Source organism: Pseudomonas sp. SP16.1, assembly GCF_052682975.1.
In genome coordinates, this window is the sequence record NZ_JBQYFZ010000001.1 from 5,062,664 (window position 1) to 5,081,897 (window position 19,234).

General features: G+C 64.2%; 13 protein-coding genes. 12 read left to right on the forward strand and 1 reads right to left on the reverse strand.

Features of this window, described 5'->3' with window-relative positions; genetic code table 11:
- Positions 1-26: 26 nt before the first annotated feature.
- The 3 genes from ACUTAF_RS23825 to ACUTAF_RS23835 all read left to right on the forward strand — a co-directional run bounded on the left by ACUTAF_RS23825 (position 27) and on the right by ACUTAF_RS23835 (position 3,632).
- The gene (locus ACUTAF_RS23825; RefSeq protein ID WP_445582292.1) at positions 27-827 is read left to right on the forward strand and encodes a thermonuclease family protein; all 801 of its coding nucleotides are present in this window, start codon (positions 27-29) and stop codon (positions 825-827) included.
- Positions 824-2,260, forward strand: coding sequence for a M48 family metalloprotease (locus ACUTAF_RS23830; protein ID WP_445582293.1), 1,437 nt, complete (start codon positions 824-826; stop codon positions 2,258-2,260). The genes ACUTAF_RS23825 and ACUTAF_RS23830 overlap by 4 nt, the downstream gene beginning before the upstream one ends.
- Positions 2,261-2,363: 103 nt before the next feature.
- Positions 2,364-3,632, forward strand: a complete 1,269-nt coding sequence (locus ACUTAF_RS23835) for a malic enzyme-like NAD(P)-binding protein (protein ID WP_445582294.1) — start codon at positions 2,364-2,366, stop codon at positions 3,630-3,632.
- An 89-nt stretch (positions 3,633-3,721) separates the two neighbouring features.
- On the opposite strand, the gene ACUTAF_RS23840 is transcribed toward ACUTAF_RS23835, so the two are convergent.
- The gene (locus ACUTAF_RS23840; RefSeq protein ID WP_445582499.1) at positions 3,722-6,130 is read right to left on the reverse strand and encodes a penicillin-binding protein 1A; all 2,409 of its coding nucleotides are present in this window, start codon (positions 6,128-6,130) and stop codon (positions 3,722-3,724) included.
- Between the two features lie 184 nt (positions 6,131-6,314).
- Here ACUTAF_RS23840 and ACUTAF_RS23845 point away from each other — a divergent pair, with 184 nt between their 5' ends.
- From ACUTAF_RS23845 to gltB, 9 genes are all read left to right on the forward strand, one after another.
- A complete protein-coding gene (locus ACUTAF_RS23845) occupies positions 6,315-7,379 on the forward strand; it encodes a pilus assembly protein PilM (RefSeq protein WP_445582295.1) in 1,065 nt (354 codons plus the stop codon).
- Positions 7,379-7,951 (forward strand): type 4a pilus biogenesis protein PilN, encoded by a 573-nt coding sequence (gene pilN, locus ACUTAF_RS23850; protein WP_445582296.1) that lies wholly within the window; start codon positions 7,379-7,381, stop codon positions 7,949-7,951. The genes ACUTAF_RS23845 and pilN overlap by 1 nt, the downstream gene beginning before the upstream one ends.
- Complete coding sequence (gene pilO, locus ACUTAF_RS23855) at positions 7,948-8,568, forward strand: type 4a pilus biogenesis protein PilO (RefSeq protein WP_445582297.1); 621 nt, start codon at positions 7,948-7,950, stop codon at positions 8,566-8,568. Before pilN ends, pilO begins: the two co-directional genes overlap by 4 nt.
- On the forward strand, positions 8,568-9,092 hold the full coding sequence (pilP, locus tag ACUTAF_RS23860) for a type 4a pilus biogenesis lipoprotein PilP (protein WP_445582298.1): 525 nt from the start codon (positions 8,568-8,570) through the stop codon (positions 9,090-9,092). Before pilO ends, pilP begins: the two co-directional genes overlap by 1 nt.
- A gap of 54 nt (positions 9,093-9,146) precedes the next feature.
- Complete coding sequence (gene pilQ / locus ACUTAF_RS23865; protein ID WP_445582299.1) at positions 9,147-11,261, forward strand: type IV pilus secretin PilQ; 2,115 nt, start codon at positions 9,147-9,149, stop codon at positions 11,259-11,261.
- Positions 11,262-11,266: 5 nt separating this feature from the next.
- Positions 11,267-11,785, forward strand: a complete 519-nt coding sequence (gene aroK, locus ACUTAF_RS23870; RefSeq protein ID WP_122109219.1) for a shikimate kinase AroK — start codon at positions 11,267-11,269, stop codon at positions 11,783-11,785.
- Between the two features lie 51 nt (positions 11,786-11,836).
- Positions 11,837-12,940, forward strand: coding sequence for a 3-dehydroquinate synthase (gene aroB, locus ACUTAF_RS23875; protein WP_445582300.1), 1,104 nt, complete (start codon positions 11,837-11,839; stop codon positions 12,938-12,940).
- 9 nt (positions 12,941-12,949) lie between these two features.
- Positions 12,950-14,530 carry an AAA family ATPase gene (locus ACUTAF_RS23880; protein ID WP_445582301.1) on the forward strand — a complete coding sequence of 527 codons (1,581 nt, stop codon included), beginning with the start codon at positions 12,950-12,952 and terminating at the stop codon, positions 14,528-14,530.
- Positions 14,531-14,760: 230 nt separating this feature from the next.
- Positions 14,761-19,209 (forward strand): glutamate synthase large subunit, encoded by a 4,449-nt coding sequence (gltB, locus tag ACUTAF_RS23885; RefSeq protein ID WP_445582302.1) that lies wholly within the window; start codon positions 14,761-14,763, stop codon positions 19,207-19,209.
- Positions 19,210-19,234: the final 25 nt, after the last annotated feature.

Consider the following 19,234-nt stretch of genomic DNA (forward strand, 5'->3'; position numbering starts at 1 on the left):
GCGACCGAACGACTGCGGAACGACCCATGGTCTTGTCCGTGAAGCTGAAAAAGGCGTCCCTGGTGGGCGCCTTTTTTGCTTCTTTGGCCTGGGCAGGCCTCGTCCAGGCCTTCTGCCCGCCGCAGGCGGACCTGCCACAGCTGGCGGTCAAGCAGGTGGTGGACGGCGATACCCTGCGCCTGGTCGACGGCCGCAGCGTGCGCCTGATCGGCCTCAACGCGCCGGAGCTGGGGCACCAGGGGCGTAGCGACGAACCCTTCGCGGTGCAGGCCCAGCGCCGTCTGCAGGCGCTGGTGGCGGCCAACGACGGCCGTGTCGGCCTGCGCCCGGGGCGCGAGGGCAAGGATCGCTACGGCCGCACCCTGGCCCATCTCTATGACCGCCAAGGGCGCAATCTGGAGGCGCAGTTGCTGGCTGAGGGGCTTGGCTTCATGGTCGCGGTGGCGCCCAATACCGCGCTGGCCGGCTGTCAGCGAGCGGCCGAACAGCAGGCGCGCACGCGGCGTCTGGGCTTGTGGGGCACGCAGCAGGTGAAGGGGGCCGGGCAGCTGCGCAGCGGCGGCTTCGCCTTGCTCGGCGGGCGCGTTGGCGAGGTGAAGCGCAACCGCGGCGGCCTGTGGCTGGAGCTCGATGGCGGGCGGGTGCTGAGGGTGGCGCCGGCGTTGCTGGAGCAATTCGACGTGCGCGCCCTGCAGCGCCTCGCCGGCCAACAGGTGGAGGCGCGTGGCTGGGTAATCGATCGTGCGGCCCGCGGTGGCTTGAAATCCGGCCAGGCGCGTTGGATGCTGCCCCTGACCCACCCGGCGATGCTGGAGATACTGCCATGATGCGAATCGCACCCCTGCTCCTGGCTTGTGCCTGTCTGGCGGGTTGCGCGGTCAATCCGGCCACCGGGCGCAACGATTTCGTGATGATGAGCGAGCGCCAGGAGCTGGATCTCGGCGCCCGCTACAACCAGGAGATCCTCAAGCAGTATCCGCGCTACGACGACGCCAGGCTGCAGGCCTATATCCAGCGGGTCGGCGAGCGGGTCGCGCGCAGCAGCCACCGCAGCCAGCTCAACTACGTGTTCACCCTGGTCGACAGCCCGGACGTCAACGCCTTCGCCTTGCCCGGCGGCTATGTCTACATCCATCGCGGCCTGCTGGCCTATCTCAATTCCGAGGCGGAGCTGGCCGCGGTGCTCGGTCATGAGGTGGGGCACGTCACCGCCCGGCACAGCGTGCGCCAGCAGAGTCAGGCCACGGCCTGGGGGCTGCTCGGCCAGGCGGCCGCCATCGGCACCGGGATTGGTGCGGTGGGCGATCTGACCAGCGTGATGGGCAATGCCGTCGTCCGCGGTTACGGGCGCGAAATGGAGCTCGAGGCCGACGGCCTCGGCGCCCAGTACCTGGCCCGCAGCGGCTACGATCCGCAGGCGATGATCGAGGTGGTCAAGGTGCTGAAGAACCAGGAAGACTTCGCTCGTGCGCAGGCAGCCAAGCGGGGCGAGGCGGTGGCCGCCGGCGGCTATCACGGTCTGTTCGACACCCACCCGGACAACGACCGGCGTCTGCTGCAGGTGATAGGTCCGGCCCGCGCCCTGGTGGGCGAGTCGCAGGAAGTGGGGCGCGAAAGCTTCCTGCAGATGCTCGATGGCCTGGTGTTCGGCGATTCGGCCGCGAGTGGCATTCGCCGCGGTCGGCACTTCTACCATGGCGAGCTGGATTTCACCCTGAGCTATCCGGCCGGCTGGCGGCTGGTCAATCGCGCGGACGTGCTGATCGGCCACAGTGCCGACCAGCAGGCTTTCGTCGCCATGACCCTGGAGGCCGCCGATGCGCGCCTGACTCCGGCCGAATTCCTCCGCAGGCGGGTCGGCAGCCAGCACCTGGCCGCGGGCGAGGAGTTGCGCCTGGGCGAGCTGCGGGGTTACACCGCGGTGCTGTCGGGCCAGCCGGCACGGCGCGTGGCGGTGATCTACCGCGGCGAGCGGGCCTACCTGTTCATCGGTGCGGTCAAAGGTCGGGCATCCTTGGAAAGCCAGGACCCGCATTTCCTCGAGGTGATCCGCAGCTATCGTCCTCTCAAGGCCGAGGAACGCAAGCTGGCCGAGCCGGTGCGCCTGCGGCTGGCGCGTGCCAAGGCTGGGCAGGGCTTGGCCGCCTTGGCCAAGAGCTCGCCGCTGCCGGGCGACAGCGAAGCCCAGCTGCGCCTGCTCAATGGGCTCTATCCCGCCGGCGAACCGCGTCCCGGCGACTGGTTGAAAACCCTGCGCTAGCTGGGCGATTCGATAGCGACCGAACAGTCTTGTGCAGCTGTATACAACTTGCGTATCCTCGGCCGCCTGCCCGTTCAACAGCCACAAAAGCGGAAATGCCACTATGTCAGATCTAAAAACTGCCGCTCTCGAATATCACGCCCAGCCGCGCCCCGGTAAGCTGAGCGTCGAGTTGACCAAAGCCACCGCCACCGCCCGCGACCTGTCGCTGGCCTACAGCCCGGGTGTCGCCGAGCCGGTGCGCGAAATCGCCCGCGACGCCGAGCTGGCCTACCGCTACACCGGTAAGGGCAACCTAGTGGCAGTGATTTCCGACGGCACCGCGATCCTCGGCCTGGGTAACCTCGGCCCGCTGGCGTCCAAGCCGGTGATGGAAGGCAAGGGCGTGCTGTTCAAGCGCTTCGCCGGCATCGACGTTTTCGACATCGAAGTCGACTCCGAAAGCCCGCAGGCCTTCATCGACACCGTCAAGCGCATCTCCATCACCTTCGGCGGCATCAACTTGGAAGATATCAAGGCCCCCGAATGCTTCGAGATCGAGCGCGCGCTGATCGAGCAATGCGATATCCCGGTGTTCCACGATGACCAGCACGGCACCGCCATCGTCACCGCCGCCGGCATGCTCAACGCCCTGGAAATCGCCGGCAAGACCCTCGAGGAGGCGAAGATCGTCTGCCTCGGCGCTGGCGCTGCGGCCATCTCCTGCATGAAGCTGCTGGTGAGCATGGGGGCCAAGGTCGAGAACATCTTCATGCTCGACCGCAAGGGGGTTATTCACGCCGGTCGCGACGACCTGAACCAGTACAAGGCGGTGTTCGCCCACGAGACCGACCGCCGTACCCTGTCCGAAGCCCTCGACGGCGCGGACGTGTTCGTCGGCCTGTCCGGCGCCAACCTGCTGAGCCCGGAAGACCTCAAGCGCATGGCGGCCAACCCGATCGTCTTCGCCTGTTCCAACCCGGATCCGGAGATCAAGCCGGAGCTGGCCCACGAGACCCGCAATGACGTGATCATGGCCACCGGTCGCTCCGACTACCCGAACCAGGTCAACAACGTGCTGGGCTTCCCCTTCATCTTCCGCGGTGCCCTGGACGTGCGCGCCACCCGCATCAACGAGGAGATGAAGATCGCCGCCGCACTGGCCTTGCGCGATCTGGCCAAGCTGCCGGTACCGCATGAAGTGTGCGATGCCTACGGCGGCATCAAGCTGGAGTTCGGCCGCGAGTACATCATTCCGAAGCCGATGGACCAGCGCCTGATCACCGTGGTCTGCGATGCCGTGGCCAAGGCCGCCATCGAATCCGGTGTGGCCACCCTGCCGTATCCGAAGCACTATCCGCTGAAGTCGGTGGACGAAGTGTTCAACGGCTAAGCCGTTCGGATGACAACAAAAAACCCGCCTCGGCGGGTTTTTTGTTGGGCTCTACTGGGCGGTAGGCTGCAGCGCGCCTGTCGCCTGTTCTAGAACAGGTCGATCGGCGCCATCTCGTCGGCCGGCAGCGGGCTGCCGGGAGCGCCCATGCCGGGCTCGAACTCGCTCATCGGCGGCGGCGAATCCTCGCTCTTGAACAGCTCGAAGTAGGCGTCCGGGGTGCCGGGGGCGGCGGCGCGGCCGCTGAGCGGATCGACGCGCAGGGTTAGCAGCCCCTTGGGCTCCGTGGGCTGGTGGCTGGGGCGATCCTTCAGGGCCGCGCCCATGTAGTCCATCCAGATCGGCAGCGCCACGGTGCCGCCGTACTCGTGGCGGCCGAGGCTTTCCGGCTGGTCGAAGCCGGTCCAGACGGTGGTCACGTAGTCGGCGTTATAGCCGGAGAACCAACTGTCCTTGGATTCGTTGGTGGTGCCGGTCTTGCCCGCCAGGTCGTCGCGTCCGAGTGCCAGGGCGCGCCGGCCGGTGCCGCGGCGGATAACGTCCTGCAGCATGCTGGTCATGATGTAGGCGGTGCGCTCGTCGAGGATACGTTCGGCGATCTTGGGTTGTTCCGGCGAAAGATCGTCCGCTGCGCTCGCTGCGAGTGCCACGCTTTGCGCCTGCGGCGCGCTGCTCGGCACCCGTGCCGGGTTGGCCTGGAACAGCGGCTTGCCATTGCGGTCGTCGATACGCTGGATCAGGTAAGGCTCGATCTTGTAGCCGCCGTTGGCGAAGCTGGCCCAGCCCTCGGCGATCTCCAGGGGCGTTAGGCTCGCGGTGCCGAGCGCCAGCGACAGGTTGCGCGGCAGGTCCTGCGGCTCGAAGCCGAAGCGCTCGATATAGCGCAGGCTGCGCTCGATACCCATGTCCTGTAGCAGGCGGATCGAGACCAGGTTGCGCGACTTGTACAGCGCCTCGCGCAATCGGATCGGGCCGAGGAAGGTGTTGTTGTCGTTCTTTGGGCGCCACTTCTGTGACAGGTAATCGTCGGAGAGGATGATGGGCGCGTCGTTGACCAGAGTGGCCGCGGTATAGCCATTGTCCAGCGCGGCGCTGTAAATGAACGGCTTGAAACTCGAGCCGGGCTGGCGCTTGGCCTGCACGGCGCGGTTGTAATTGCTCTGGTCGAAGGAGAAACCGCCGACCAGCGCCTGGATGGCGCCGCTGTTGGGGTCGAGGGATACCAGTGCGCCCTGCGCCGCAGGGACCTGGGTGAAGCGCAGGCTGCCGTCGTCCCGGCGCTGCACCCGCACGATGTCGCCGACCTGGGCGACATCGGCCGGTTGCTGCGGGCGCGGGCCGAGGCTGTTGGTGCCGAGGAAGGGGCGGGCCCACTTCATGTCGTCCCAGGCTAGCGCTTGTTCCTCGCCGCTGCGGGTCAGTACGAGAATCCCGCTTTTCTCCACCTGGGTGACGACCGCCGGCTCCAGGCCGCCGATGCTGCGGAACTTGCCCAGTTCGGCGAGCCAGGCATCGCGAGTCATGCCGGGCAGGCGGCTCTCCGGGCCGCGGTAGCCGTGGCGCTGATCGTAGTTGATCAGGCCTTCGCGCAGGGCGGTATTGGCCATCTCCTGCAGCTGGCTGGGTACCGTGGTAGTGACATTGAAGCCCTCGGTGTAGGCCTCGCTGCCGTAGCGGCCGACCATTTCCGCGCGGGCCATCTCGGCGATATAGGGTGCGCCGAGTTCGGGGGCGGGCACGTGGTAGCGGGCGTCGACCTCTTCGGCTAGCGCCGTCTCGTAGCTGGCCTGGTCGATGCGCCCGAGTCGATACAGGCGGCCGAGAATCCAGTCGCGGCGCTCCTTGGCGCGGGTCGGGTTGACCAGCGGGTTGTAGCGCGACGGGGCCTTGGGCAGGCCGGCGATCATCGCCATCTGCGCCAGGTTCAGTTCGCGCATCGACTTGCCGTAATAGACCTGCGCCGCCGCTTCGATGCCGTAGGCGCGATTGCCGAGGTAGATCTTGTTGACATAGAGCTCGAGGATCTCGTCCTTGCTCAGTTCGCGCTCGATCTGCAGGGCCAGGAGAATTTCGGTGATCTTGCGCGAGAAGCTGCGCTCGCTGGTGAGGAAGAAGTTCTTCGCCACCTGCATGGTGATGGTGCTGCCGCCGCTCTGGATCTGCCCGCTTTTCAATAATTGCGTGGCAGCGCGCATCAGGCTGGTCACGTCGACGCCATAATGATTAGCGAAATTGTCGTCTTCGGCGGCGAGCAGGGCGCTGATGAATTCCGGCGGGATGTCGCCGAAACGGATCGGCGATCGACGCATCTCACCGAACTCGGCGATCAGCTTGGCATCGCTGCTGTAGACGCGCAGGGGGATCTGCAACTGCACCTGGCGCAGCGATTCGACGGACGGAAGGGTCGGGCTAAGATAAAGAAATGCGCCGCTGAAACTGAGCAATAGCCCACAAAAAACGGCAACGCAAGACCACCAGAAGAACTTCAGCAGGCGTATCAAGATGTTCGGAATTCCAAGCAAAAGAATGAGTTAAGCAGGAGTCAGAGCTAAAAGGGAAAAGCTGATCACATTATAAGCGGTTTTTTTCCCGAGTAGCCATTTGCGCTTCTGTCAAGACTGATATTTAATGTGGAAAAACATAAATAGTCCGTAAGTCGCGGATGCCAATAGGAAAACGGTCGTGCTAGGGCTCTTCAATAAGAAAGCGAACACGCTGCTGGGGATCGATATCAGCTCGACCTCGGTCAAGCTCCTCGAATTGAGTCGCTCGGGAAGCCGCTACAAGGTAGAGGCTTACGCAGTCGAGCCGCTTCCGCCGAATGCGGTGGTGGAGAAGAACATCGCCGAGCTGGAAGGGGTCGGTCAGGCATTGTCGCGGGTGCTGGCCAAGGCCAAGACCGGGGTCAAGGGGGCCGCCGTGGCGGTGGCGGGTTCGGCGGTCATCACCAAGACCATCGAGATGGAGGCCGGGCTTTCCGAAGACGAGCTGGAAAACCAGCTGAAGATCGAAGCCGACCAGTACATCCCCTATCCGCTCGAAGAAGTCGCCATCGATTTCGAGGTGCAGGGGCCTGCGGCGCGCAACCCGGAAAGGGTCGAAGTGCTGTTGGCCGCCTGCCGCAAGGAAAACGTCGAGGTGCGCGAAGCCGCCCTGGCGCTCGCCGGGCTGACCGCCAAGGTGGTCGACGTCGAGGCCTATGCCCTCGAGCGTGCCTACGGCCTGCTCGAGGCCCAGTTGGGCGGCGGGCATGACGAATTGACTGTGGCGGTGGTCGATATCGGCGCCACCATGACCACCCTGAGCGTGCTGCACAACGGCCGCATCATCTATACCCGTGAGCAGCTGTTCGGCGGCAAGCAACTGACCGAAGAGGTTCAGCGCCGCTATGGCCTGTCGGTCGAGGAAGCTGGCCTGGCCAAGAAGCAGGGCGGACTTCCGGATGACTACGACAGTGAAGTGCTGCAACCGTTCAAGGAAGCGGTCGTGCAGCAGGTTTCGCGTTCGCTGCAGTTCTTCTTCGCGGCCGGTCAGTTCAATGATGTCGACTACATCCTCTTGGCGGGCGGCACCGCATCGATCCCCGACCTCGATCGGCTGATCCAGCAAAAGATCGGCACGCAGACTCTCGTGGCCAATCCGTTCGCCGACATGGCGCTGAGTAGCAAGGTCAACGCCGGCGCACTGGCCAGCGATGCCCCCGCACTGATGATTGCCTGTGGTCTGGCGATGAGGAGTTTCGACTGATGGCGCGCATCAACCTACTTCCCTGGCGCGAGCAGCTGCGTGAAGAGCGCAAGCAGCGCTTCCTGGTCAGCTTGGCTGGCGTGCTCATCGTGGCGGCTGGCGCGGTGTTCCTGGGCGATCAGTTGCTCAATGCCGCCATCGAGCATCAGAACGCACGCAATGGCTTCATCAAGAAGGAGATCGCCGTTCTCGATGCGCGTATCAAGGAGATCAGCGAGCTGAAGACCCGTCGCCAGCAACTGCTGGAGCGGATGAAGATCATTCAGGATCTGCAGGGCAATCGCCCGATCATCGGTCGCGTATTCGATCAGTTGGTCAGGACGCTGCCGGATGGGGTGTATTTCACCAGCGTCAAGATGACTGGCAAGAACATCGCCATTCTCGGCGCGGCGGAGTCGAACAATCGGGTCTCCAATCTGATGCGTAATCTGGATGGCTCCGACTGGCTGACTTCGCCGAATCTGACCGAGGTCAAGGCGGTGACAGCGGGGGCGGTGGACCAGGCGAACGTGTTTCAGTTGACTGTTCAGCAAACCCAGCCGCAGCTGGAAGAGACGGAGGCTGGGAAATGAGTGTGCGTGAGTCGCTCGAAGGTCTGCGAAATATCGATCTGAATGACCTTGACTTCAATAATGTCGGCTCATGGCCTGCCGCGGTTAAGTTCATCGCGGGTCTTTTGTTAATGATTGTAGTGCTGGCGCTTGGTTACAACTTTCATTTAAAGGATCTGCAGGGCTTGTTGGAAAGACAGCAACAAGAAGAGATAACGCTGAAGCAACAGTTTTCCAGCAAGGCCTTCCAGGCTGCGAATCTCGAGGCCTATAAAGAGCAGATGAAGGAAATGGAGGTTTCCTTTGGGGCGATGCTCAAGCAGTTGCCGAGTGATACCGAAGTGCCCGGTCTCCTAGAGGACATAACCCGTACCGGGTTGGGTAGTGGTCTGGAATTTTCGGAAATTAAGCTACTGCCGGAAGTTACCCAGCAATTTTATATCGAGCTGCCCATTCAGATCAGGGTGGTGGGCAGCTATCACGATTTGGCGACTTTCGTCAGTGGCGTGGCCAGCCTGCCGCGTATCGTTACGCTGCATGATTTTGAGTTGTTGCCGTCCAAGGGAGAAACGCCCAGCCGGTTGAATATGCAAATACTGGCCAAGACCTATCGTTACAATGACAAGGGGGTCCAGTAATGCGCCTTTCCCATTTAGGTCTGGCCATGGCTCTGGTGACATTGTCCGGCTGCGGCTCAAACGGCGATTTTGCAGATCTGCGTGCCTATATGGACGAAGTGTATGCACGGCCAAAGGGGGCGATCGAGCCGCTGCCGAAGTTTCAGCCCTATGAGAGTTTCACTTATCGGGCGGCGTCGCTGCGCAGTCCATTTCAGCCGCCCGTCAGAATCGATGTGGTCAATCGCCAGAAAGGCTCCCAGGAGATCAAGCCAGACGAGGCCCGCGTCAAGCAGTTCCTCGAGGGTTTCAACATAGAAACCTTCGTGATGGTCGGGACGCTCGAGAACAGTTCCGGGCTCTTCGCGCTGATCAATGGGGCTGGTGGGGTGCATCGAGTGAAGGTCGGCGATTACCTCGGCCGTAATCACGGCAAGATTCTCGCTATCGACGAATCCAAGGTGGACGTGGTCGAAATCGTTCCGGATGGGGAGGGTGGCTGGCTGGAGCGGCCGCGTAGCCTTTCCTTGAAGGAGCGCTCTTGAGGGAGCGAAGCGAGTATGAAAATAAATAATCTGTCTGCCCAACGGAATATGAATATGAACGGCTCCCTGTCACGTCTGAGCGTTGCCTTGCTGGCAACCTTGCTGTCCTCCGCAACTTTGGCGGCTAACCTGCAGGCGCTGGATGTGGCCAGCCTTCCGGGTGACCGCGTCGAGCTGAAGCTGTCTTTCGACGAACCCGTTGCCGCTCCGCGCGGCTATACCATCGAGCAGCCTGCCCGCATCGCGTTGGACTTGCCGGGAGTGGCCAACAAGCTGGGGGTCAAGAACAAGGAACTCGGTGTCGGCAACGCCCGTAGCGTTACCGTCGTCGAAGCCAAGGACCGTACGCGCCTGATCGTCAATCTCACTGCGCTGGCGCCCTACAGCACCCGGGTCGAGGGTAATAACCTCTTCGTGCTGGTGGGCGAGAGCGCTTCCGGTTCCGCACTTCGCCCTGTCGCGGCGGCGCCGCAAGCGCCGGCTGCGGTACCGGCCAGCAAGGTTTATGGCGTGCAATCGAAGTCGGTGAGCAGCATCGATTTTCAACGTGGTGAACAAGGTGAAGGCAATGTGGTCATCACGCTCTCCGATGCATCCGTGAGTCCGGACATCCAGGAGCAGGGCGGAAAGATCCGTCTCGACTTCGCCAAGACGCAATTGCCCGATGCACTGCGCGTGCGCCTGGACGTGAAGGACTTCGCGACGCCGGTGCAGTTCGTCAGCGCTACCGCCAATGCAGACAAGACCAGCATCCTGATCGAGCCGACGGGTCTTTACGACTATCTGGCGTACCAGACCGACAACAAGCTGACCTTGAGCGTGAAGCCGCTTACCCAGGATGATGCCGAACGCCGCAAGGCCGAGCGTTTCGCTTACACCGGAGAGAAGCTGTCGCTCAACTTCCAGGATATCGACGTCCGCTCGGTACTTCAGTTGATCGCCGATTTCACCGACCTGAACCTGGTCGCCAGCGACACGGTCGCCGGCAATATCACCCTGCGGTTGCAGAACGTGCCCTGGGATCAGGCCCTGGATCTGGTGCTCAAGACCAAGGGCCTGGACAAGCGTCAGGTCGGCAACGTGCTGCTGGTCGCTCCGGCCGACGAGATCGCGGCGCGCGAGCGCCAGGAGCTCGAGGCGCAGAAGCAGATCGCCGAACTGGCACCGCTGCGTCGCGAGCTGATTCAGGTCAACTACGCCAAAGCCTCCGACATGGCCAAGCTGTTCCAGTCGGTGACCGGGGCCGAGGGGGCGGCCGATACCCGCGGCTCGATTACCGTCGACGACCGTACCAACAGCATCATTGCCTACCAGACTCAGGAGCGTCTGGACGAATTGCGCCGTATCGTCGCCCAGCTCGATATCCCTGTGCGTCAGGTGATGATCGAGGCGCGCATCGTCGAGGCCAACGTGGACTACGACAAGGCCTTGGGTGTGCGTTGGGGCGGAGCGCATACTCGTGGGAACTGGAGCGTTTACGGCAAGGATGGCGCTACCTCGTTCGACGAGGGGCAGGCATTCCTGCCGGGTACCGATACGGTGGGTGACTTCACGCTGGAGGACGGTGTTTCGCCTGTGCCCTTCGTCGACATGGGTGTGGTCGGCAGCACCTCGGGTATCGGCATCGGCTTCCTGACGGACAATGTGACCTTGGACCTGCAACTCTCGGCCATGGAAAAAACCGGTAATGGCGAGATCGTTTCCCAGCCCAAGGTCGTGACCTCGGACAAGGAGACGGCCAAGATCCTCAAAGGCCAGGAGGTTCCCTACCAGCAGGCCGCTTCCAGTGGCGCGACGGAGACTATGTTTAAGGAGGCCGCGCTGTCCCTGGAGGTGACACCCCAGATCACCCCGGACAACCGCATCATCATGGAGGTCAAGGTCACCAAGGATGCGCCCGACTTTGCTCGCGCCCTGAATGGCGTGCCACCGATCAACAAGAACGAGGTCAATGCCAAGGTGCTGGTCAACGATGGCGAGACCATCGTGCTCGGTGGCGTGTTCTCCAATACCCAGACCAAGGCGGTCGAGAAGGTTCCTTTCCTCGGCGACCTGCCTTATCTCGGGCGGTTGTTCCGCCGCGATATCGTCACCGACAACAAGGCCGAGTTGCTGGTTTTCCTCACTCCGCGCATCATGAACAACCAAGCCATTGCCGTGAACCGATGACCTAAGTGCGGAATGTAATCCTCGTTGGCCCGATGGGAGCTGGAAAGAGCACCATCGGGCGTTTGCTTGCTAAAGAACTGCGTTTGCCCTTCAAGGACTCCGACAAGGAGATCGAGCAGCGCACCGGTGCCGATATTCCCTGGATCTTCGATGTCGAGGGGGAGCAGGGTTTTCGCGAGCGGGAGCAGGCGGTGATCGCCGAGCTGTCGCTGCAGGACGGCCTGGTGCTCGCCACCGGCGGCGGCGCGGTGATGCGTCCGGAGAACCGCCAGGCGCTGCATGCCGGGGGGCGCGTGGTCTATCTGCATACCTCGGTGGAGCAGCAGATCGACCGCACTTCGCGCGATCGCAATCGTCCCCTGTTGCGTACGGCCAACCCGGCCCAGGTGCTGCGGGATTTGATGGCGGTGCGCGATCCGTTGTACCGGGAGGTCGCCGATATCGTCATCGAAACGGACGAGCGCCCACCGCGCATGGTGGTGCAGGAAATCCTGGCGCGCCTGGAAGCCTTGTCGCCCCGTTAAAGCGCGGGGCGAACTGCGCTATCCTAGAGCCCTTTTGATTCTGGGGGCCTCATGCAGACTCTTCACGTTGAACTCGGCGAGCGCAGCTATCCCATCTATATCGGCAGTGGTCTGTTGTCCCAGCCCGAGTTGCTGGCACGGCATATAGGCGGGCGGCAGGTGGCGGTGGTGACCAATGAAACCGTCGCGCCGCTTTATCTGCAGGGCCTGCTGCAGTCCTTGGCGGGGTTCAATGTGGCCTCGGTGGTGTTGCCGGACGGCGAGGCGTTCAAGAACTGGGAGACCCTGCAGCTGATCTTCGATGGTCTGCTGACGGCGCGCCATGACCGGCGCACCACGGTGGTCGCCCTGGGTGGCGGGGTGATCGGCGACATGGCCGGTTTCGCCGCGGCCTGTTACCAGCGCGGCGTGGATTTCATCCAGGTGCCGACCACCCTGCTGTCGCAGGTCGATTCCTCGGTCGGCGGCAAGACCGGGATCAACCACCCGCTGGGCAAGAACATGGTCGGCGCCTTCTACCAGCCAAAGGCGGTGCTGATCGATACGGCAAGTCTGAACACCTTGCCCGCGCGTGAGCTCTCCGCCGGACTGGCGGAGGTGATCAAGTACGGCCTGATCTGTGACGAGCCGTTCCTTGGCTGGCTCGAGCAGAACATGCCGGCCTTGCGTGCCCTGGATCAGGCGGCGCTGACCTACGCCATCGAGCGGTCCTGTGCGGCCAAGGCGCGGGTGGTCGGTGCCGACGAGCGCGAGTCCGGCGTGCGGGCGACGCTGAATCTCGGTCATACCTTCGGTCATGCCATCGAGACCGAGCAGGGGTACGGTGTGTGGTTGCACGGCGAGGCGGTGTCCGCGGGCACCGTGATGGCGCTGGAAATGTCTCATCGCCTGGGCTGGCTGTCTGCGGCCGAGCGTGACCGCGGCGTCCGTCTGCTCCAGGCAGCCGGCTTGCCGGTGGTGCCGCCGCAGGACATGACCCCGGCGCAGTTTCTCGAACATATGGCGGTGGATAAGAAGGTGCTCGATGGCCAGTTGCGTCTGGTGCTGCTCAAGCGCCTGGGCGAGGCCGTGGTCATCGCCGACTATCCCCGCGAGATTCTCGACGCCACGCTGCGCACCGACTACGCCGCGTTGGCTCAGTCGTTCAACGCTTGAAGAGTGATCATGACCAGTCTGCATGCTGACGAAGCCTTCCTGGCGCATTACCAGTTCAATCACGATCCCTTTGCGCCGCGTGTGCCCGGATTCAAGTTCTTTCCCGCGCAACGCAAGCCGGTGCTCGGACAGTTGCACCACCTGGCGCGCTATAGCCAACTGCTGTTGGCGGTGGTTGGCCCGCAAGGCAGCGGCAAGACCCTGCTGCGCCAGGCGCTGGTCGCCAGCACCAACAAGCAGGCTGTGCAGAGTGTCGTGCTGGCGCAAGGTGTGAGCGGCAGCGACGCCCTGTTGCGGCAGATTGCCCAGGGGCTGTCCGTTGCCCAGGCCGACGTACGTTCCATCTTGGCGCAGGTGGAGCAACTCGCGCTGACCGGCCAGGAGGTCTACCTGCTGATCGACGATGCCGATCAGCTCGACGATGCCGCGCTGCAGTCCGTATTGACGCTGGCGGCCGGCAATGGCGAGGGGCGTCCGCACCTGTTCCTCTTCGCCGAGCCGGAGCTGTTGGAGCGCCTGGAGGTGCTCGCCGATGGCGAGGAGTGCTATCACGCCATCGAGTTGCAGCCGTACAGCGAGGAGGAAACTCGTGAGTACCTCGCGCAGCGTCTCGAGGGGGCTGGTCAGAGCCTCGAAGTGCTGAGCGACGAGCAGATCGAAGAGATTCATCGGCGGGCCCAGGGGTGGCCGGGTGCGATCAACCAGGAAGCGCGCGATCTGCTGGTGGAGCAGATGCTGGCGCAGCGTGCCGCCGGGCGTGGCGCGGGTTCTGGCTTCACCTTGCCGAAGAAGCATCTGCTGGCGCTGGCGGTGGTGCTGATCGGCGTCGCTGCGGCGTGGCTGATGCAGGGGCACGAGGCGCAGGCGCCGGCCACGGCGGAGATCACCGCGCCGCTTTCGCTGCAGGCCGCCGCTCCGGCGCCGGTAGTCGAGGCGGCTGCCGAGACGCCTGCGACCGAGAGCAAGGCGCCGGCCATCGAGTTCGCCGGCGCCAGTCAGCCGCTGCCTCTGCCGTTGGTGGGGGAGTCGCAGGCGGTGATTCGCCAGCCTCTGGCGGAAGCCGCGGGCGAGGAGCTGGATGACTTCGAGCCGCCGGCCGCGCCCGTCGTGCCCGCACCCTCGACAGTCGTGGCGCCGGCCGCTCCAATCGCTGCTGCACCTGCACCTGCACCTGCACCTGCACCTGCACCTGCACCTGCACCTGCACCTGCGGTGCCCAAGGTCGCGGAGGTGGCGGGCGCCAAGCCTGCTGCGCCGGCCTCTGCGCCTGCCTCGGCTCCGGTCAAGCCCGCCCAGGGCGGTGCGGCGACGAGCGACTGGTATGTCCAGCAGCCGGCTTCGCGTTACGCCCTGCAGATTCTCGGCTCGCGCTCGGAGGCCAATGTCCAGGCGCTGGTACGTGAAGGGGGCGGCGAGTATCACTACTTCCGCAAGGTGCATCAGGGGCAGCCGCTGTTCGTCGTGACCTACGGCAGTTTCGCCAGTCGCGATGCCGCTCAGGCGGCAATCAAGACGCTGCCGGCCAAGCTGCAGGCCGGCAAACCCTGGCCGCGCACCCTGGGCAGCATCCAGCAGGAAATGCGCCGCTAGACCCGGATGACCGCCTGGTCGTTAGCACGACCTCGCGGTCTTATCCTTCGATATCGCGACATAACGTTTCATTGTCTCGTCACGAAGATTTGTGACGGCCTGGGTGGATATGTACAATGACCTCCCTTTTGCCTGCGCAAAGCTGGTGCATGCCTGTGCGTGTATGGTAAGTGATTGAATTAGAAAGTAATTTTGCCTGATGTTTAGGCAGCCTGGTGAGAGTTTCCCCTATGAAAGCAGGTTTGTACCGTCCTGATGAGTTCAAGGATAACTGCGGCTTCGGCTTGATCGCCCATATGCAAGGTGAGGCGAGCCATCATCTGCTGCAGACCGCCATTGAGGCCCTTACCTGCATGACCCACCGCGGCGGCATCAACGCCGACGGCAAGACCGGTGACGGCTGTGGTCTGCTGATCCAAAAACCGGATCTGTTCCTGCGCGCCGTGGCCCAGGAGTCTTTCGGCGTCGCACTGCCGGCGCAGTATGCCGTGGGCATGGTGTTCTTCAACCAGGACCCGGCCAAGGCCGAGGCCGCGCGCGAGAACATGAACCGCGAGATCCTCGCTGCCGGTCTGCAGCTGATCGGGTGGCGCAAGGTGCCGATCGACACCAGCGTGCTCGGCCAACTGGCGCTGGAGCGTCTGCCGATCATCGAGCAGGTGTTCGTCGGTGGCGAAGGGCTGTCCGATCAGCAGTTCGCCATCAAGCTGTTCAGCGCCCGTCGTCGTTCCTCGGTGGCCAACGCCGCCGACGCCGATCACTACATCTGCAGCTTCTCGGCCAAGACCATCATCTACAAAGGCCTGATGATGCCGGCGGACCTGCAGCAGTTCTACCCGGATCTGGGCGACGAGCGCCTGCAGACCGCCATCTGCGTGTTCCACCAGCGCTTCTCCACCAACACCCTGCCGAAATGGCCGCTGGCGCAGCCGTTCCGCTTCCTCGCCCACAATGGCGAGATCAACACCATCACCGGTAACCGCAACTGGGCCCAAGCACGCCGCCTGAAGTTCGCCAACGAGCTGATCCCCGATCTGGAAGAGCTCGGCCCGCTGGTCAACCGCGTCGGCTCCGACTCCTCGAGCATGGACAACATGCTCGAGCTGATGGTCACCGGCGGCATCGACCTGTTCCGCGGCGTGCGCATGATCATTCCGCCGGCCTGGCAGAACGTCGAGACCATGGACGCCGACCTGCGCGCGTTCTACGAATACAACTCCATGCACATGGAGCCCTGGGACGGTCCGGCCGGCGTGGTGCTGACCGATGGTCGCCATGCCGTCTGCCTGCTCGACCGTAACGGTCTGCGTCCGGCGCGCTGGGTCACCACCAGCAACGGCTACATCACCCTGGCGTCGGAAATCGGCGTGTGGGACTACCAGCCGGAAGACGTCATCGCCAAGGGCCGCGTCGGCCCGGGGCAGATCCTCGCCGTCGATACCGAGACCGGCCAGGTGCTGTCCACCGACGACATCGACAATCGCCTGAAGTCGCGCCACCCCTACAAGCAGTGGCTGCGCAAGCATGCCCAGCGCATCCAGGCCACCCTGGAAGACCGCGACCACGGCTCGCCCTTCTACGACCCGGACCAGCTCAAGCAGTACATGAAGATGTTCCAGGTCACCTTCGAGGAGCGTGACCAGGTGCTGCGTCCGCTCGGCGAGCAGGGCCAGGAGGCGGTCGGCTCGATGGGCGATGACACCCCGATGGCGGTACTCAGCCAGCGCGTGCGCTCGCCCTACGACTATTTCCGCCAGCAGTTCGCCCAGGTCACCAACCCGCCGATCGACCCGCTGCGCGAAGCCATCGTCATGTCCCTGGAGATCTGCCTCGGTGCCGAGCGCAACATCTTCCAGGAGTCGCCCGAGCACGCTACCCGCGTCATCCTCAGCAGCCCGGTGATCTCCCCGGCCAAGTGGCGCGCGCTGATGAACCTGGAGCGTCCGGGCTTCGACCGTCATGTCATCGACATGAACTACGACGAGTCGATCGGCCTGGAAGCCGCCGTGCGCAACATGGCCGACCAGGCCGAGGAAGCGGTGCGCAGCGGCAAGGTGCTGCTGGTGCTGAGCGACCGCCACATCGCCCCGGGCAAGCTGCCGGCGCATGCCGCGCTGGTCACCGGCGCCGTGCATCACCGCCTGACCGAACAAGGCCTGCGCTGCGACTGCAACATCCTGGTCGAGACCGCCACCGCGCGCGATCCGCATCACTATGCGGTACTGCTGGGCTTCGGTGCCTCGGCGGTGTATCCGTTCCTCGCCTATGAAGTGCTGGGCGACCTGATCCGCACCGGCGAAGTGCTGGGCGATCTGTACGAGGTGTTCAAGCACTATCGCAAGGGCATCTCCAAGGGCCTGCTGAAGATCCTCTCGAAGATGGGCATCTCCACCGTCGCCTCCTACCGCGGCGCGCAGCTGTTCGAGGCCGTCGGCCTGGCCGACGAGGTCACCGAGCTGTGCTTCCGCGGCGTCGCCAGCCGCATCCAGGGCGCGCGTTTCGTCGACATCGAGAGCGAACAGAAGCTGCTGTCGGCCGAGGCCTGGAACAACCGCAAGGCCATCCAGCAGGGCGGCCTGCTCAAGTTCGTCTATGGCGGCGAATACCACGCCTACAACCCGGACGTGGTGCGCACCCTGCAGGACGCCGTGCAGCAGGGCAGCTACGAGAAGTACAAGGAATACTCGGCGCTGGTGGACAACCGCCCGGTGTCGATGATCCGCGACCTGCTCAAGGTCAAGACCGCCGAGCAGCCGCTGGCGCTGGATCAGATCGAGCCGCTGGAGGCCATCCTCAAGCGCTTCGACTCCGCCGGCATCTCCCTCGGCGCGCTGTCGCCGGAGGCTCATGAGGCCATCGCCGAGGCGATGAACCGCCTGGGCGCGCGCTCCAACTCCGGCGAGGGCGGCGAAGACCCGGCCCGCTACGGTACCGTGCGCAGCTCGAAGATCAAGCAGGTGGCCACTGGCCGTTTCGGCGTCACCCCCGAGTACCTGGTCAACGCCGAGGTGCTGCAGATCAAGGTGGCCCAGGGCGCCAAGCCCGGCGAGGGCGGCCAGCTGCCGGGCGGCAAGGTCAACGGCCTGATCGCTCGCCTGCGCTACGCGGTGCCGGGCGTGACCCTGATTTCGCCGCCGCCGCACCACGACATCTACTCGATCGAGGACCTGGCGCAGCTGATCTATGACCTCAAGCAGGTCAACCCGGCCGCGCTGGTGTCGGTCAAGCTGGTGGCCGAGGCCGGTGTCGGCACCATCGCCGCCGGCGTGGCCAAGGCCTATGCCGACCTGATCACCATCTCCGGCTACGACGGCGGCACCGGCGCCTCGCCGCTGACCTCCATCCGCTACGCCGGCGCGCCCTGGGAGCTGGGCCTGGCCGAAACCCACCAGACCCTGCGCGGCAACGACCTGCGCGGCAAGGTGCGGGTGCAGACCGACGGCGGCCTGAAGACCGGCCTCGACGTGATCAAGGCGGCCATCCTCGGCGCCGAGAGCTTCGGCTTCGGCACCGCGCCGATGATCGCCCTGGGCTGCAAGTACCTGCGCATCTGCCACCTGAACAACTGCGCCACCGGCGTGGCCACGCAGAACGACAAGCTGCGCAAGGACCACTTCATCGGCACCGTCGAGATGGTGATGAACTTCTTCACCTACGTCGCCGAGGAAACCCGCGAGTGGCTGGCCAAGCTCGGCGTGTCGAGCCTGGAGCAGCTGATCGGGCGCACCGATCTGCTCGAGATGCTGCCGGGCGAGACCGCCAAGCAGGGCAACCTGGACCTGTCGCCGCTGCTCGCCAGCGCGCATATCCCGGCCGACAAGCCGCAGTTCTGCCAGGTGGAGAAGAACCCGCCGTTCGACCAGGGTGAGCTGGCCGAGAAGATGGTCGAGCTGGCCAGGTCGGCCATCGACGGCCGCAGCGGCGGCGAGTTCGCGCTGGACATCTGCAACTGCGACCGCTCCATCGGTGCGCGGGTGTCCGGCGAGATCGCCAAGCTGCACGGCAACCAGGGCATGAACGACGCGCCGATCACCTTCCGCTTCAAGGGCACTGCGGGGCAGAGCTTCGGCGTGTGGAACGCCGGTGGCCTCAACCTGCACCTGGAAGGCGACGCCAACGACTACGTCGGCAAGGGCATGACCGCCGGCAAGCTGGTGATAGTGCCGCCCAAGGGCAGCCCGTTCGCCACCCAGGACTCGGCCATCATCGGCAACACCTGCCTGTATGGCGCCACCGGCGGCAAGCTGTTCGCCGCCGGCACTGCCGGCGAGCGTTTCGCCGTGCGCAACTCCGGCGCCCATGCGGTGGTGGAAGGTGTGGGCGACCACTGCTGCGAGTACATGACCGGCGGCTTCGTCTGCGTGCTGGGCAAGACCGGCTACAACTTCGGTTCCGGCATGACTGGCGGCTTCGCCTACGTGCTCGACCTGGACAACGGCTTCTACGACCGCGTCAACCACGAGCTGGTGGAAATCCAGCGCATCAACAGCGAAGCCATGGAGGCCTACCGTAGCCACCTGCAGCGCGTCCTCGCCGAATACGTCGAGGAAACCGCCAGCGAATGGGGTCGCAACCTGCTGGAAAACCTGGACGACTATCTGCGCAAGTTCTGGCTGGTCAAGCCGAAAGCCGCGAGCCTGAAGTCGCTGCTGTCCAGCACCCGTGCCAACCCGCAATAAGAATGCGCCTGAAGTGGTTTGATGA

Excerpts from the sequence above, each read along its gene's own strand:
- gltB (WP_445582302.1), top strand. The coding sequence starts at position 14,761 with ATGAAAGCAGGTTTGTACCGTCCTGATGAGTTCAAGGATAACTGCGGC.
- ACUTAF_RS23830 (WP_445582293.1), top strand. The coding sequence starts at position 824 with ATGATGCGAATCGCACCCCTGCTCCTGGCTTGTGCCTGTCTGGCGGGT.
- ACUTAF_RS23825 (WP_445582292.1), top strand. The coding sequence starts at position 27 with ATGGTCTTGTCCGTGAAGCTGAAAAAGGCGTCCCTGGTGGGCGCCTTT.
- aroB (WP_445582300.1), top strand. The coding sequence starts at position 11,837 with ATGCAGACTCTTCACGTTGAACTCGGCGAGCGCAGCTATCCCATCTAT.
- pilQ (WP_445582299.1), top strand. The coding sequence starts at position 9,147 with ATGAACGGCTCCCTGTCACGTCTGAGCGTTGCCTTGCTGGCAACCTTG.
- pilN (WP_445582296.1), top strand. The coding sequence starts at position 7,379 with ATGGCGCGCATCAACCTACTTCCCTGGCGCGAGCAGCTGCGTGAAGAG.
- pilP (WP_445582298.1), top strand. The coding sequence starts at position 8,568 with ATGCGCCTTTCCCATTTAGGTCTGGCCATGGCTCTGGTGACATTGTCC.
- ACUTAF_RS23835 (WP_445582294.1), top strand. The coding sequence starts at position 2,364 with ATGTCAGATCTAAAAACTGCCGCTCTCGAATATCACGCCCAGCCGCGC.
- pilO (WP_445582297.1), top strand. The coding sequence starts at position 7,948 with ATGAGTGTGCGTGAGTCGCTCGAAGGTCTGCGAAATATCGATCTGAAT.
- ACUTAF_RS23880 (WP_445582301.1), top strand. The coding sequence starts at position 12,950 with ATGACCAGTCTGCATGCTGACGAAGCCTTCCTGGCGCATTACCAGTTC.